Source organism: Citrobacter sp. RHBSTW-00524 (assembly GCF_013747755.1).
In the GTDB taxonomy this organism is placed as follows: domain Bacteria; phylum Pseudomonadota; class Gammaproteobacteria; order Enterobacterales; family Enterobacteriaceae; genus Citrobacter; species Citrobacter braakii.
Window position 1 is genome coordinate 3,648,539 of record NZ_CP056421.1, and the last position, 13,835, is coordinate 3,662,373.

Annotated in this window: 14 protein-coding genes; 12 read left to right on the forward strand and 2 right to left on the reverse strand. The window is 53.5% G+C overall.

The features are described 5' to 3' along the window. The first annotated feature begins 263 nt into the window (after nt 1-263). From gltJ to rihA, 4 genes are all read left to right on the forward strand, one after another. Nucleotides 264-1,004: a glutamate/aspartate ABC transporter permease GltJ gene (gene gltJ, locus HV229_RS17715; protein WP_016152241.1), complete on the forward strand. Its 741-nt coding sequence runs from the start codon at nt 264-266 to the stop codon at nt 1,002-1,004. Beyond that, nucleotides 1,004-1,678, forward strand: coding sequence for a glutamate/aspartate ABC transporter permease GltK (gene gltK / locus HV229_RS17720; protein ID WP_003022757.1), 675 nt, complete (start codon nt 1,004-1,006; stop codon nt 1,676-1,678). Before gltJ ends, gltK begins: the two co-directional genes overlap by 1 nt. Next, nucleotides 1,678-2,403, forward strand: coding sequence for a glutamate/aspartate ABC transporter ATP-binding protein GltL (gltL, locus tag HV229_RS17725; protein WP_003022754.1), 726 nt, complete (start codon nt 1,678-1,680; stop codon nt 2,401-2,403). The genes gltK and gltL overlap by 1 nt, the downstream gene beginning before the upstream one ends. Nucleotides 2,404-2,519: 116 nt before the next feature. Continuing rightward, nucleotides 2,520-3,455, forward strand: coding sequence for a pyrimidine-specific ribonucleoside hydrolase RihA (gene rihA / locus HV229_RS17730; RefSeq protein ID WP_046274594.1), 936 nt, complete (start codon nt 2,520-2,522; stop codon nt 3,453-3,455). A 45-nt stretch (nt 3,456-3,500) separates the two neighbouring features. Here the strand turns inward: rihA and HV229_RS17735 are convergent, their stop codons facing one another. Further along, nucleotides 3,501-3,983: a zinc ribbon-containing protein gene (locus tag HV229_RS17735; RefSeq protein ID WP_003022748.1), complete on the reverse strand. Its 483-nt coding sequence runs from the start codon at nt 3,981-3,983 to the stop codon at nt 3,501-3,503. Nucleotides 3,984-4,218: 235 nt separating this feature from the next. Between HV229_RS17735 and leuS the strand changes: the two genes are divergently transcribed. Genes leuS through nadD form a run of 4 tightly spaced genes read left to right on the forward strand, consistent with a single transcriptional unit; the run spans nt 4,219 to nt 9,083 of the window. Beyond that, entirely contained in the window at nt 4,219-6,801 is a 2,583-nt protein-coding gene (leuS, locus tag HV229_RS17740) for a leucine--tRNA ligase (RefSeq protein WP_181546039.1), read from the forward strand. Between the two features lie 14 nt (nt 6,802-6,815). Further along, nucleotides 6,816-7,409: an LPS assembly lipoprotein LptE gene (gene lptE, locus HV229_RS17745; protein ID WP_181546041.1), complete on the forward strand. Its 594-nt coding sequence runs from the start codon at nt 6,816-6,818 to the stop codon at nt 7,407-7,409. Then, entirely contained in the window at nt 7,409-8,440 is a 1,032-nt protein-coding gene (gene holA, locus HV229_RS17750; RefSeq protein WP_046274591.1) for a DNA polymerase III subunit delta, read from the forward strand. The genes lptE and holA overlap by 1 nt, the downstream gene beginning before the upstream one ends. 1 nt (nt 8,441) lies before the next feature. Beyond that, complete coding sequence (gene nadD, locus HV229_RS17755; protein ID WP_181546043.1) at nt 8,442-9,083, forward strand: nicotinate-nucleotide adenylyltransferase; 642 nt, start codon at nt 8,442-8,444, stop codon at nt 9,081-9,083. Here the strand turns inward: nadD and cobD are convergent. After that, the gene (gene cobD, locus HV229_RS17760) at nt 9,058-10,152 is read right to left on the reverse strand and encodes a threonine-phosphate decarboxylase CobD (RefSeq protein WP_181546045.1); all 1,095 of its coding nucleotides are present in this window, start codon (nt 10,150-10,152) and stop codon (nt 9,058-9,060) included. The two genes, nadD and cobD, sit on opposite strands and share 26 nt — an antisense overlap. Before the next feature lie 96 nt (nt 10,153-10,248). On the opposite strand from cobD, the gene HV229_RS17765 reads away from it, so the two are divergent. The 4 genes from HV229_RS17765 (at nt 10,249) to mrdA (ending at nt 13,835) form a co-directional block, all read left to right on the forward strand. Then, a complete protein-coding gene (locus HV229_RS17765) occupies nt 10,249-10,860 on the forward strand; it encodes an adenosylcobalamin/alpha-ribazole phosphatase (RefSeq protein ID WP_016152234.1) in 612 nt (203 codons plus the stop codon). A gap of 254 nt (nt 10,861-11,114) precedes the next feature. Then, nucleotides 11,115-11,432, forward strand: coding sequence for a ribosome silencing factor (gene rsfS / locus HV229_RS17770; RefSeq protein ID WP_003022728.1), 318 nt, complete (start codon nt 11,115-11,117; stop codon nt 11,430-11,432). 3 nt (nt 11,433-11,435) lie between these two features. After that, entirely contained in the window at nt 11,436-11,903 is a 468-nt protein-coding gene (rlmH, locus tag HV229_RS17775) for a 23S rRNA (pseudouridine(1915)-N(3))-methyltransferase RlmH (RefSeq protein ID WP_181546047.1), read from the forward strand. Between the two features lie 30 nt (nt 11,904-11,933). After that, entirely contained in the window at nt 11,934-13,835 is a 1,902-nt protein-coding gene (mrdA, locus tag HV229_RS17780) for a peptidoglycan DD-transpeptidase MrdA (RefSeq protein WP_016152233.1), read from the forward strand.

Here is a 13,835-nt window from a genome sequence, read left to right on the forward strand (position 1 = left end):
TCAAGTTATATCGAGGCGGCAACTGAGCGAATTCCCGGGCGCTTACATGAGTATGTGACCGGGATTAATAAAGGCAGCCAACAACGAGATATCTTGAAGGATGAAGTGTAATCAGGGAGGCTTCCCCTCCCTCTCGATTGCTACTCAGCACGGACAGACTATAAGCCTGATGGTCGTTCCCCATCAGGCCTGAAAACCGCAAAACGCTGAATAACAATCTTCGGGGGTAGCGCTGCTACCCTTTTTTTTTCTGGAGTAGATTTATGTCTATAGACTGGAACTGGGGTATTTTTTTACAACAAGCCCCGTTCGGCAACACCACCTATCTCGGCTGGCTCTGGAGTGGTTTCCAGGTCACTGTCGCGTTATCTATCACCGCCTGGGTTATCGCTTTCCTCATCGGCTCTTTATTCGGCATCTTACGTACCGTACCAAATCGTTTCCTTTCCGGGATCGGCACGCTGTACGTCGAGCTGTTTCGTAACGTTCCGCTCATCGTCCAGTTTTTTACCTGGTATCTGGTCATTCCTGAACTGCTGCCGGAAAACATCGGGATGTGGTTTAAGTCAGAACTGGATCCCAACATTCAGTTCTTCCTCTCATCCATGCTTTGTCTGGGGCTGTTTACCGCTGCGCGAGTCTGCGAACAGGTTCGTGCTGCTATTCAGTCTCTGCCTCGCGGACAGAAAAATGCCGCGCTGGCGATGGGACTGACGTTGCCGCAGGCCTACCGCTATGTTCTGCTGCCAAACGCTTACCGCGTGATTGTTCCGCCAATGACCTCAGAGATGATGAACCTGGTAAAGAACTCCGCGATCGCCTCCACTATCGGCCTGGTCGATATGGCTGCGCAAGCGGGTAAACTACTGGATTACTCCGCCCACGCATGGGAATCGTTTACGGCCATCACTCTGGCCTACGTACTGATTAACGCCGTCATCATGCTGGTGATGAATCTCGTCGAACGCAAAATCCGCCTGCCTGGCAATTTGGGAGGCAAATAATGTACGAATTTGACTGGAGTTCTATCGTCCCTTCCCTGCCGTATCTGCTGGATGGGCTGATCATCACGCTGAAAATCACCGTCACGGCAGTCGTCATTGGTATCGTCTGGGGGACCATCCTTGCAGTAATGCGTCTGTCCAGCTTCGCGCCAATTGCCTGGTTTGCGAAGGGCTACGTCAACGTATTCCGCTCCATTCCGCTGGTGATGGTGCTGCTGTGGTTCTACCTGATTGTGCCCGGCTTCCTGCAAAACGTGCTGGGTCTGTCGCCAAAAACCGATATTCGCCTGATCTCAGCGATGGTCGCATTTTCGATGTTTGAAGCCGCGTACTATTCCGAGATTATCCGCGCCGGTATCCAGAGTATTTCTCGCGGGCAGTCCAGTGCCGCGCTGGCGCTGGGGATGACCCATTGGCAGTCGATGAAGCTCATCATTCTGCCGCAGGCATTTCGCGCGATGGTGCCGCTGCTGCTTACCCAGGGCATCGTACTCTTCCAGGATACCTCGCTGGTCTATGTATTGAGTCTGGCAGACTTCTTCCGTACCGCCTCCACCATTGGTGAGCGTGACGGCACGCAGGTTGAAATGATCCTGTTTGCTGGCGCCGTTTATTTTGTATTCAGTCTGAGCGCATCGTTGTTGGTCAGCTATTTGAAGAAAAGGACAGTTTAATGATTACCCTGAAAAATGTTTCTAAATGGTATGGTCACTTTCAGGTGCTGACCGACTGCTCCACGGAAGTGAAAAAAGGTGAAGTGGTGGTGGTCTGCGGCCCGTCAGGTTCAGGTAAATCAACGCTTATCAAAACGGTGAACGGGCTGGAGCCGGTACAACAGGGCGTCATCACCGTTGATGGTACCGTGGTGAATGATAAAAAGACCGATCTGGCCAAACTGCGCTCCCGCGTTGGCATGGTGTTCCAGCACTTTGAACTGTTCCCGCATCTGTCGATTATTGAGAACCTGACTCTGGCGCAGGTAAAAGTGCTTAAACGCGATAAAAAGCCGGCCCGCGATAAAGCACAAAAGTTACTGGAACGCGTTGGTCTGTCAGCGCATGCCGAGAAGTTTCCAGCTCAGCTCTCCGGGGGCCAGCAACAGCGTGTCGCCATCGCCCGGGCGCTGTGCATGGATCCTATCGCTATGCTGTTTGACGAACCGACGTCAGCACTCGACCCAGAAATGATCAACGAAGTACTGGACGTCATGGTTGAACTGGCCAATGAAGGGATGACCATGATGGTGGTTACCCACGAAATGGGCTTTGCGCGTAAAGTGGCGAACCGGGTGATCTTCATGGATGAAGGGAAGATTGTTGAAGACTCACCGAAAGAAGAGTTCTTCGCTAATCCAAAATCAGACCGTGCCAAAGACTTCCTCGCGAAAATCCTGCACTAATTTTGCTGGCGCGCACCTCCATGTGCGCGCCACCTCACGATTTATCTCTTCACTTCTCGAAACAGGCACAGCCCAGCGTTAACCTTGTCACAAAGTCCCACTTACAAGGAGCAACAATGGCACTTCCTATCCTGTTTGATTGCGATCCAGGTCATGACGACGCTATCGCAATTGTTCTCGCCCTCGCTTCACCTGAACTGGATGTGAAAGCGATAACCTCCTCTGCCGGTAACCAGACCCCCGACAAAACACTGCGTAACGTATTGCGTATGTTAACGTTGCTCAACCGCACGGATATCCCAGTGGCCGGTGGCGCAGTCAAACCGCTGATGCGCGACCTGATAATTGCCGATAACGTCCACGGTGAGAGCGGGCTTGATGGCCCGGCGCTGCCTGAACCCGCTTTTGCTCCACAGGACTGTACCGCCGTGGAATTGATGGCGAAAACCCTGCGTAACAGTCAGGAACCGGTGACGATTGTCTCCACCGGGCCGCAAACTAACGTGGCATTGCTACTGAATAGCCATCCTGAACTGCACCCCAAAATCGCCCGTATCGTGATCATGGGTGGTGCAATGGGCCTCGGAAACTGGACGCCCGCCGCTGAGTTCAACATCTTCGTGGATCCAGAAGCCGCTGAGATCGTGTTCCAGTCGGGCATTCCGGTGGTGATGGCTGGACTGGATGTCACGCATAAAGCGCAAATACATCGTGAAGATACCGAACGGTTCCGCGCTATCGGCAATCCCATTTCGACAATCGTTGCAGAGCTACTCGACTTCTTCTTTGAATATCACAAAGATGAAAAATGGGGATTCATTGGCGCGCCGCTGCACGATCCATGCACCATTGCCTGGCTGCTGAAACCTGAACTGTTTACCACCGTTGAACGCTGGGTTGGTGTGGAAACTCAGGGCAAATACACCCAGGGAATGACCGTGGTTGACTACTACTTCCTGAGCGGCAATAAGCCAAACGCCACCGTAATGGTGGACGTGGATCGCGAAGGTTTTGTCGATCTGCTGGCAGAACGGTTGAAGTTTTACGCCTAATGCGTAGGCCGGATAAGACGCAGCGCGTCGCATCCGGCAACATTATCACGGCTCAAACGGTCGACGCTGGAACTGATCGTGTCCGCATTTCGGGCATAGCGGCAGCACGTCAGGAGTGTACACCGCTAAATGGAAGTGGCACTTCTCGCAGACCAGATTGCCCAACCCGACCACCTCGCCGCTGTGATAAACCCCGTGATGGCTGAGGTCCTGGAACACTTCGCGCCATTCGAGCTGCGTTTTATCGGTAATATCGGCCAGTTCCTGCCAGATACTCTCTTTGATAACCCGCATAAAGACGCTGTCGGTCTCCTCATCGAGGCTTTCTTCATAGCTCAGAGCAAACTCTTCCAGATCGCGTCTGACGGCCCGGGTGAGCTCTTCCACCTCGGTGCGCGTTAACTCCCCGGTCTGCATAACGCGCTGACGCGCCTGTTCCACCAACGCATCAATATCGCGTTCGCCATTACGCAGGCGTTCACTCAGTGAAGCCACCAGTTCACGGTAATATTGAGCAACCTTGTTCATCGCTTCGCCTCCTGGGTCGTTAACTGTCTATAATAATAGACGTTATTTACGCTACGCTTTGCAAGACTGTCCACAGAGTGTGTAAATTCGTGCAAGAATTATCCTTACGGGAATTCAACGTTGAATGCGCGAAAGGCTGTTTTGGCGCGGGCGTTTGGGCTATGCTATGCGGATCTAAAACACCACATCTAGAGCTACGTTTGTAGCTGTATTGAAAACAGGACCACTGGCTGCCATGCAAGAGCAATACCGCCCGGAAGAGATAGAATCCAAAGTACAGCTTCACTGGGATGAGAAGCGCACATTTGAAGTTACCGAAGACGAGAGCAAAGAGAAGTATTACTGCCTGTCTATGCTTCCCTATCCTTCTGGTCGACTACACATGGGCCACGTACGTAACTACACCATCGGTGACGTGATCGCTCGCTATCAGCGTATGCTGGGCAAAAACGTATTACAGCCAATCGGCTGGGATGCGTTCGGTCTGCCGGCGGAAGGTGCAGCGGTCAAAAACAATACCGCCCCCGCGCCTTGGACGTACGACAACATCGCTTACATGAAAAACCAGCTCAAAATGCTGGGTTTCGGTTACGACTGGAGCCGCGAGCTGGCGACCTGCACCCCGGAATACTACCGCTGGGAACAGAAGTTCTTCACCGAGCTGTACAAAAAAGGGCTGGTGTACAAGAAAACGTCTGCCGTTAACTGGTGCCCGAACGACCAGACCGTACTGGCGAACGAACAGGTTATCGACGGCTGCTGCTGGCGTTGCGACACCAAAGTTGAGCGTAAAGAGATCCCGCAGTGGTTCATCAAAATCACCGCTTACGCTGACGAACTGCTGCGCGACCTGGATAATCTGGATCACTGGCCTGACACCGTGAAAACGATGCAGCGCAACTGGATTGGCCGCTCTGAAGGCGTGGAAATCACCTTCGATGTGAACGGTTACGACAACACGCTGACCGTCTACACCACACGCCCGGACACCTTTATGGGTGCGACCTACCTGGCCGTTGCTGCAGGTCATCCGCTGGCGCAGAAAGCCGCTGAAAATAACCCAGAACTGGCTGCCTTCATTGACGAATGCCGCAACACCAAGGTTGCGGAAGCCGAAATGGCGACCATGGAGAAGAAAGGTGTCGACACTGGTTTCAAAGCCGTTCACCCGCTGACTGGCGAAGAGATCCCGGTTTGGGCGGCAAACTTCGTGCTGATGGAATACGGTACAGGCGCAGTTATGGCCGTTCCGGGTCACGATCAGCGCGATTACGAATTTGCGACCAAATATGGCCTGACCATCAAGCCGGTAATTCTGACTGCTGAAGGCGCAGAGCCGGATCTGTCTGAACAAGCGCTGACCGAAAAAGGCGTGCTGTTTAACTCCGGTGAGTTTGACGGCCTCGACTTCGAAGCGGCCTTCAACGCTATTGCTGACAAGCTGGTAGCTAAAGGCGTGGGTGAGTGTAAAGTTAACTATCGTCTGCGTGACTGGGGTGTTTCCCGTCAGCGTTACTGGGGCGCGCCGATTCCGATGGTGACGCTGGAAGACGGTACCGTCCTGCCAACGCCAGAAGACCAACTGCCGGTTATTTTGCCGGAAGACGTAGTCATGGACGGCATTACCAGCCCAATCAAAGCTGATCCGGAGTGGGCGAAAACCACCGTTAACGGTATGCCTGCGCTGCGTGAAACTGACACCTTCGATACCTTTATGGAGTCGTCCTGGTACTACGCGCGCTACACCTGCCCGCAGTATCAGGAAGGTATGCTGGATTCCGACGCGGCGAACTACTGGCTGCCGGTTGATATCTACATTGGCGGTATTGAACACGCCATCATGCACCTGCTCTACTTCCGCTTCTTCCACAAACTGATGCGCGACGCAGGCATGGTCAACTCTGATGAACCAGCTAAACAGCTGCTGTGTCAGGGGATGGTTCTGGCCGATGCGTTCTACTACGTTGGCGCCAACGGCGAACGTAACTGGGTTTCTCCGGTTGATGCCATCGTTGAGCGTGACGAAAAAGGTCGTATCGTCAAGGCTAAGGACGCAGAAGGCCATGAACTGGTGTATACCGGCATGAGCAAGATGTCCAAGTCAAAAAATAACGGTATCGACCCGCAGGTCATGGTTGAACGCTACGGTGCCGACACCGTACGTCTGTTCATGATGTTCGCTTCTCCGGCTGATATGACGCTGGAATGGCAGGAATCCGGCGTTGAAGGGGCGAACCGCTTCCTGAAACGTGTCTGGAAACTGGTTTACGAACATACGTCCCAGGGAGATGTTGCTGCCCTGAACGTTGATGTGTTGAGCGAAGATCAAAAAGCGCTGCGTCGCGACGTGCATAAAACCATTGCTAAAGTCACCGATGATATCGGTCGTCGTCAGACCTTTAACACCGCGATTGCGGCGATTATGGAGCTGATGAACAAGCTGGCGAAAGCACCGCAGGCAGACGAGCAGGACAGAGCCCTGATGCAGGAAGCATTGCTGGCTGTTGTACGCATGCTTAACCCGTTCACCCCACACGTTTGCTTCACCCTGTGGCAGGCGCTGAAAGGCGAAGGCGATATCGACAACGCACCGTGGCCGGTGGCGGACGAAGCAGCAATGGTTGAAGACTCAACGCTGGTTGTGGTTCAGGTAAACGGCAAAGTTCGTGGCAAAATCACCGTTCCGGTAAACGCCACTGAAGAGCAGGTTCGTGAACGTGCTGGCCAGGAGCATCTGGTGGCAAAATATCTTGATGGCGTTACCGTACGTAAAGTGATTTATGTACCGGGTAAACTCCTCAATCTGGTCGTTGGCTAAGCGCGGGAGGAAGCGTGCGACTTCTGACAACATTGTTGTTATCGCTGGCGGTGCTTGTCACCGCCGGGTGTGGTTGGCATCTGCGTAACACTACGCAGGTTCCACCCTCAATGAAAACCATGATCCTGAACTCTGGCGATCCAAACGGCCCGTTAAGCCGCGCGGTGCGTAATCAGCTGCGTCTGAACGGTGTTACGCTGCTTGAAGACGGTACCATGCGTAAAGATGTGACGTCCTTACGTCTGGGTGCGGTCAGCATTTCGCAGGATACGGCATCGGTATTCCAGAACGGTCAAACGGCTGAATACCAGATGGTGATGTCCGTAAGGGCTACTGTGCTGATTCCAGGTCATGATATTTATCCAATCAGCGCCAAAGTTTATCGTTCGTTCTTTGACAACCCACAGGCTGCACTGGCGAAGGATAACGAGCAGGACATGATCATAAAAGAGATGTATGACAAAGCGGCTGAACAGTTGATTCGTAAGCTGCCAAGCGTACATCTGGCCGATACTCAGTCATCCAATGCTGATGCTGAGCCTGCGGTGAATAAAACCGCAGCGCCTGCATCATCTCCGGCGCGTGTCTCCACCACGCTGGGTAACTGATGCTCAAGTTGTACCCTGAACAACTCCGCGCACAGCTCAATGAAGGGCTGCGCGCGGCGTATTTACTCTTGGGAAACGATCCCCTCTTATTGCAGGAAAGCCAGGATGCCATCCGTCAGGCTGCCGCAACGCAAGGATTCGAAGAACACCACGCCTTCACTCTGGACAACAGCACCGACTGGGGAGAGATATTTTCACTCTGCCAGGCGATGAGCCTGTTTGCCAGCCGTCAAACCCTGCTTCTGCAGTTGCCTGAAAACGGCCCTAATGCCGCCATTAATGAACAGCTCGCGTCACTCGTCACTCTGTTACATGACGATCTGCTACTGATGGTTCGCGGCAACAAACTCACCAGGGCACAGGAAAACGCCGCATGGTATACGGGGCTTGCAAATAACGCGGTTCAGGTAAGCTGCCAGACGCCGGAACAAGCACAGCTTCCTCGCTGGGTTGCCGCCAGGGCGAAACTTAACAACCTGCAACTGGATGACGCAGCCAATCAGCTGCTGTGCTATTGCTATGAAGGTAATCTGTTAGCACTGGCGCAAGCGCTGGAACGATTAGCGTTGCTTTGGCCTGACGGCAAGCTAACGCTGCCTCGCGTGGAGAAAGCGGTTAACGATGCCGCGCACTTTACCCCATTCCACTGGGTAGACGCGCTGCTAATGGGCAAAAGCAAACGCGCGCTGCACATTCTGCAGCAGCTACGCCTGGAAGGTAGCGAGCCGGTTATTTTGCTGCGTACGATCCAGCGTGAGTTGTTGTTGCTGGTTAACTTAAAACGGCAGTCGGCCCATACGCCTTTGCGCACGTTGTTTGATAAACACCGGGTGTGGCAAAATCGCCGGGGCATGATGGGAGATGCGCTAAACCGGCTGAACCCGGCGCAACTGCGTCAGGCTGTTACGCTTTTAACGCGTACGGAAATTACGCTTAAACAAGACTATGGTCAGTCAGTGTGGGCGGAACTTGAGGGGCTTTCCCTTTTGCTCTGTCATAAATCGCTGGCCGATGTTTTTATTGATGGTTGATATGAAATCATTGCAGGCTCTGTTCGGTGGCACCTTTGATCCGGTGCATTACGGTCATCTTAAACCGGTTGAAATTCTGGCGAATCTGATTGGCCTTTCCCGGGTCATCATCATGCCCAATAACGTGCCGCCACATCGTGCGCAGCCCGAAGCGTCCGGTGAACAACGTAAGCGTATGGTTGAACTGGCCATTGCTGATAAACCGCTATTTTCCCTGGATGAACGCGAACTGAAACGCGATACCGCCTCCTACACCGCGCAAACGCTAAAAGAGTGGCGCGAGGAGCAAGGCCCAAACGTGCCGTTAGCGTTTATCATTGGTCTGGATTCGCTGCTTACCTTCCCTTCCTGGCATGACTACCACACGATTCTGGGTAATACCCACCTCATCGTGTGCCGACGTCCGGGCTATCCACTCGAAATGGCGCAGGAAAAACACCAGCAATGGCTGGAGGATCATCTGACCCATTCAGCAGATGACCTGCACAACCTGCCTTGCGGGAAGATTTACCTGGCCGAAACGCCGTGGTTTAACATCTCCGCCACGCTCATCCGTGAGCGCCTGGAAAAGGGCGAGCCGTGCGACGACCTGATGCCAGACGCGGTGCTTGACTATATCAATCAACAGGGACTGTACCGCTAAGCGCCTTGCGTAAGGCCGTCAGCAGGCGGTTATTCTCTTCCTGGCTGCGAACGGCTACCCGATAATAGCGCGCATCCAGCCCCGGATAATTGGCGCAACTGCGAATCAAGACATGCTGTTTCAGCAACGCAAGTTGCAGATCAATATCCGCATTATCGCAGCGTAATAAACGATAATTTGCCCGGCCGGGATACGCCGTCAGGCCGGGCAGATCTTGCAGTTGTTGATCAAACCGCTCCCCCTCTTGTTCCAGCCATTTCCACGTCGCCCGCTGATACGCGCTATCGCGTAAGATAATCTCGCCTGCCAGGGCAGCAAACGCATTAATTGACCACGGCATTTGTTGGCTGCGCATCTGTGCAACCGCCTGTTCGTTACTGTTGACCAGATACCCCAGACGCAGTCCCGGGATCGCATAGAACTTGGTGAGCGAACGCAGCACCCAAATATGCGGGTTCTCGTGCAGTAACGGGATAAACCCCGACTCCCCGGCAATAAAATCGATAAACGCTTCATCAAGGATCAGGGCGATCCCCAGCGACTCACAACGCGTGGCAATTTCACGCAGCAGGCGGGTTTCGGGCAACAACCCGGTGGGATTATTGGGCGTACAGAGAAACAGGCAGTCCAGCTCAGGCGTTAACGCATCGAGGATCGCATCGGTAAGCTGCCAGCCATCGTCTTCGCACAGCGCAAACTCATGGATCGTACAGTCTCCCCATTGCAGCGCCCGACGATATTCCGCAAACCCAGGCGTCACGATCATCGCGTGGCGTGGCTTCAGGCCATGCACCAGGGTAAAAATGGATTCGGTTTCACCGTTCCCGGCCAGGATCCACGAGGACGGAATTTGATGATGCTCCGCCAGCGCGGCATGCAGTTGCGCGTAATCGACATCCGGGTAACACTCCGTGCAGTCCAGATTGTCGATAATCGCCCGTTTTAAACTTACCGGCATACCCAGCGGGTTAATATTCGCGCTAAAATCCAGCAACTGTTCAGGCAAGATGCCCAACAATTCGGCGGCTTCTCGGGTGTTACCGCCATGTGCGCTCTTCAATAAAGACATCGTGCCGCTCCACGTAAAAAAGGGTATTTTAGTGAAAAATCACTGCGCAATCAGGGCAAACATCATATTTTGTGCGAATAGCCTCACGAGGAAAACATGAGACTCTGGTTAGTACGTCATGGCGAAACCGAAGCCAATGTCGCTGGTTTATATAGCGGCCACGCCCCCACACCGCTAACGGAACGGGGGATCGCTCAGGCACAAACGCTGGGTACGCTGTTACGCAATGTCCCTGTCGACAACGTTCTGTGCAGCGAACTGGAACGCGCCCGCCATACAACGCAGTTGATTCTGGCAGAACGTGAAGTTCCTGTGCGCAACATGCCTGAGCTTAATGAGATGTTTTTTGGTGACTGGGAAATGCGTCACCATCGCGATCTGGCGCGCGAAGACGCCGAAAATTACGCCGTGTGGTGTAACGACTGGCAGAATGCGACGCCCACCAATGGCGAAGGTTTTCAGGCGTTTTCCCAGCGAGTGGAACGTTTCATTGCCCAGCTTGCTGATTATAAAGCGAGCCAAAATCTGCTGGTGGTGAGTCATCAAGGCGTGCTGAGCGTGTTGATCGCCCGTCTGCTGTCCATGCCCGCTGCGGCAATGTGGCATTTCCGCGTCGAACAAGGCTGCTGGAGCGCAATTGATTTTTGTGACGATTTTGCGGTTCTGAAAGTGCTTAACAGCCGGGCCGTATGGCGCGACGGGGAGTGAAAGCGCTGTTTTTTATGCCGAAGGGCCTCTCTCCCATTGACACCCCATGACAGGCTGTTATTCTCCGCAACCTGACTTTTCCCGCCCTTCAGAGCTTTGCAGAAATTGTTTTACAAAAATGGCGATGCATTCTGTAGCGTGGGGTGGGATGATAGCGCACTTCACAAGCGCATTCGGAGACATTTGTCCCGATATCGCCTCTGGTTCAGGTATACTAACAGACGTTTTTAACTCTTTTCACCCAGGGGGAACACTTGCAGGGTAAAGCACTCCAGGATTTTGTAATCGACAAAATTGATGACCTGAAAGGTCAAGACATCATCGCCTTAGACGTTCAGGGCAAATCCAGCATCACTGATTGCATGATTATCTGCACCGGTACATCCAGCCGTCACGTTATGTCTATTGCAGACCACGTGGTTCAGGAGTCCCGCACTGCTGGCCTGCTGCCGCTCGGCGTGGAAGGCGAGAATGTCGCTGACTGGATCGTCGTTGACCTCGGCGATGTGATTGTCCACGTAATGCAGGAAGAGAGTCGTCGCCTGTATGAACTGGAAAAACTCTGGAGTTAATGCGTGAAGCTGCAACTTGTCGCTGTGGGTACGAAAATGCCTGACTGGGTACAAACCGGATTTACCGAGTATCTCCGTCGGTTTCCGAAAGATATGCCCTTTGAGCTGATCGAAATCCCGGCAGGAAAGCGCGGCAAGAACGCGGACATTAAACGCATTCTCGACAAAGAGGGTGAGCAGATGCTGGCTGCCGCAGGCAAAAACCGCATCGTCACCCTTGATATCCCGGGTAAACCCTGGGACACGCTGCAGCTGGCTACCGAACTGGAGCGCTGGAAACAGGACGGTCGTGACGTCAGCCTGTTAATTGGCGGGCCGGAAGGTCTCTCTCCTGGCTGTAAAGCGGCAGCGGAACAAAGCTGGTCACTCTCTGCATTAACCCTTCCACACCCTCTTGTTCGGGTTCTGGTTGCGGAGAGTCTGTACAGGGCGTGGAGCATTACCACCAACCATCCTTATCACCGTGAGTGATCATTGATTCTTGAGTAGATTAAGCAGCGGATGAAACTACAGAATTCTTTTCGCGACTATTCGGCTGAGTCCGCGCTGTTTGTGCGCCGGGCGCTGGTCGCTTTTTTGGGGATTTTGCTGCTAACCGGCGTGCTGATCGCCAACCTTTATAATCTGCAAATCGTTCGCTTCACTGATTATCAGACCCGTTCGAACGAAAACCGCATCAAACTGGTGCCTATCGCGCCGAGTCGCGGCATCATTTATGACCGCAACGGAATTCCTCTCGCCCTTAACCGCACCATTTATCAGATAGAAATGATGCCGGAAAAGGTAGACAACATTCAGGATACCCTCGACGCGCTGCGTAACGTCGTAGACCTGACGGACGACGATATTGCTGCCTTTAAAAAAGAGCGCGCCCGTTCACACCGTTTCACCTCAATTCCGGTAAAAACCAACCTGACTGAAGTTCAGGTCGCACGCTTTGCCGTGAATCAATATCGCTTTCCTGGGGTCGAAGTTAAAGGCTATAAACGCCGCTATTACCCATACGGCTCTGCGCTGACCCACGTAATTGGCTACGTATCGAAGATCAACGATAAAGACGTAGACCGCCTGGACAAAGACGGCAAACTGGCTAACTACGCGGCAACGCATGACATCGGCAAGCTGGGTATTGAACGCTATTATGAGGACGTGCTTCACGGCCAGACCGGGTATGAAGAAGTAGAAGTGAACAACCGCGGCCGCGTCATTCGCCAGCTGAAAGAAGTGGCGCCGCAGGCCGGGCACGATATCTATCTCACCCTTGATTTGAAACTCCAGCAGTATATTGAAACGCTGCTGGCGGGCAGTCGTGCCGCCGTGGTGGTTACCGACCCGCGTACCGGTGGTGTTCTGGCGCTGGTATCTATGCCGAGCTATGACCCGAATCTGTTCGTGGATGGTATCTCCAGTAAAGATTACTCCGGGTTGCTCAATGACCCGAACACCCCCTTGGTTAACCGCGCCACACAGGGTGTTTACCCCCCTGCTTCGACGGTTAAACCTTACGTTGCGGTTTCTGCGTTAAGCGCAGGTGTTATCACCCGCAATACCGGCCTGTTCGATCCGGGCTGGTGGCAGCTACCGGGCTCTGAAAAACGTTACCGCGACTGGAAAAAGTGGGGGCACGGCCATCTGAACATCACCCGCTCACTGGAAGAGTCCGCGGATACGTTTTTCTATCAAATCGCCTATGATATGGGGATTGACCGGCTTTCCGAGTGGATGAGCAAATTTGGCTACGGCAAATATACGGGCATCGATCTTGCCGAAGAGCGCTCCGGCAATATGCCAACCCGCGAGTGGAAGCAAAAACGGTTTAAAAAGCCATGGTATCAGGGTGATACCATTCCCGTCGGCATCGGCCAGGGTTATTGGACAGCAACCCCAATCCAGATGAGTAAAGCGCTGATGATCCTTATCAACGACGGTTTGATAAAAGTCCCGCATCTGCTGATGAGCACGGCAGAAAACGGCAAGCAGGTGCCGTGGGTACAGCCGCACGAACCGCCCGTTGGCGATATTCATTCTGGTTACTGGGAAATCGCGAAAGACGGTATGTACGGTGTTGCGAACCGCCCTAACGGAACTGCGCATAAGTATTTTGCTGGCGCGCCTTACAAAATTGCGGCGAAATCCGGTACCGCGCAGGTCTTTGGCCTGAAAGCTAATGAAACCTATAACGCACATAAGATCGCCGAGCGGTTACGTGACCACAAGCTGATGACGGCCTTCGCCCCCTATGATAAACCCCAGGTCGCTGTCGCCATGATCCTTGAAAACGGCGGTGCGGGTCCGGCGGTGGGTACCATTATGCGCCAGATCCTTGACCATATTATGTTGGGCGACAACAACACCAATCTGCCTGCGGAAAACCCAGCGGTTGCAGCAGCGGAGGACCAATAA

Excerpts from the sequence above, each read along its gene's own strand:
- cobD (WP_181546045.1), bottom strand. The coding sequence starts at position 10,152 with ATGTCTTTATTGAAGAGCGCACATGGCGGTAACACCCGAGAAGCCGCC.
- mrdA (WP_016152233.1), top strand. The coding sequence starts at position 11,934 with ATGAAACTACAGAATTCTTTTCGCGACTATTCGGCTGAGTCCGCGCTG.
- holA (WP_046274591.1), top strand. The coding sequence starts at position 7,409 with ATGCTCAAGTTGTACCCTGAACAACTCCGCGCACAGCTCAATGAAGGG.
- nadD (WP_181546043.1), top strand. The coding sequence starts at position 8,442 with ATGAAATCATTGCAGGCTCTGTTCGGTGGCACCTTTGATCCGGTGCAT.
- HV229_RS17735 (WP_003022748.1), bottom strand. The coding sequence starts at position 3,983 with ATGAACAAGGTTGCTCAATATTACCGTGAACTGGTGGCTTCACTGAGT.
- gltK (WP_003022757.1), top strand. The coding sequence starts at position 1,004 with ATGTACGAATTTGACTGGAGTTCTATCGTCCCTTCCCTGCCGTATCTG.
- HV229_RS17765 (WP_016152234.1), top strand. The coding sequence starts at position 10,249 with ATGAGACTCTGGTTAGTACGTCATGGCGAAACCGAAGCCAATGTCGCT.
- leuS (WP_181546039.1), top strand. The coding sequence starts at position 4,219 with ATGCAAGAGCAATACCGCCCGGAAGAGATAGAATCCAAAGTACAGCTT.
- rihA (WP_046274594.1), top strand. The coding sequence starts at position 2,520 with ATGGCACTTCCTATCCTGTTTGATTGCGATCCAGGTCATGACGACGCT.
- gltL (WP_003022754.1), top strand. The coding sequence starts at position 1,678 with ATGATTACCCTGAAAAATGTTTCTAAATGGTATGGTCACTTTCAGGTG.
- gltJ (WP_016152241.1), top strand. The coding sequence starts at position 264 with ATGTCTATAGACTGGAACTGGGGTATTTTTTTACAACAAGCCCCGTTC.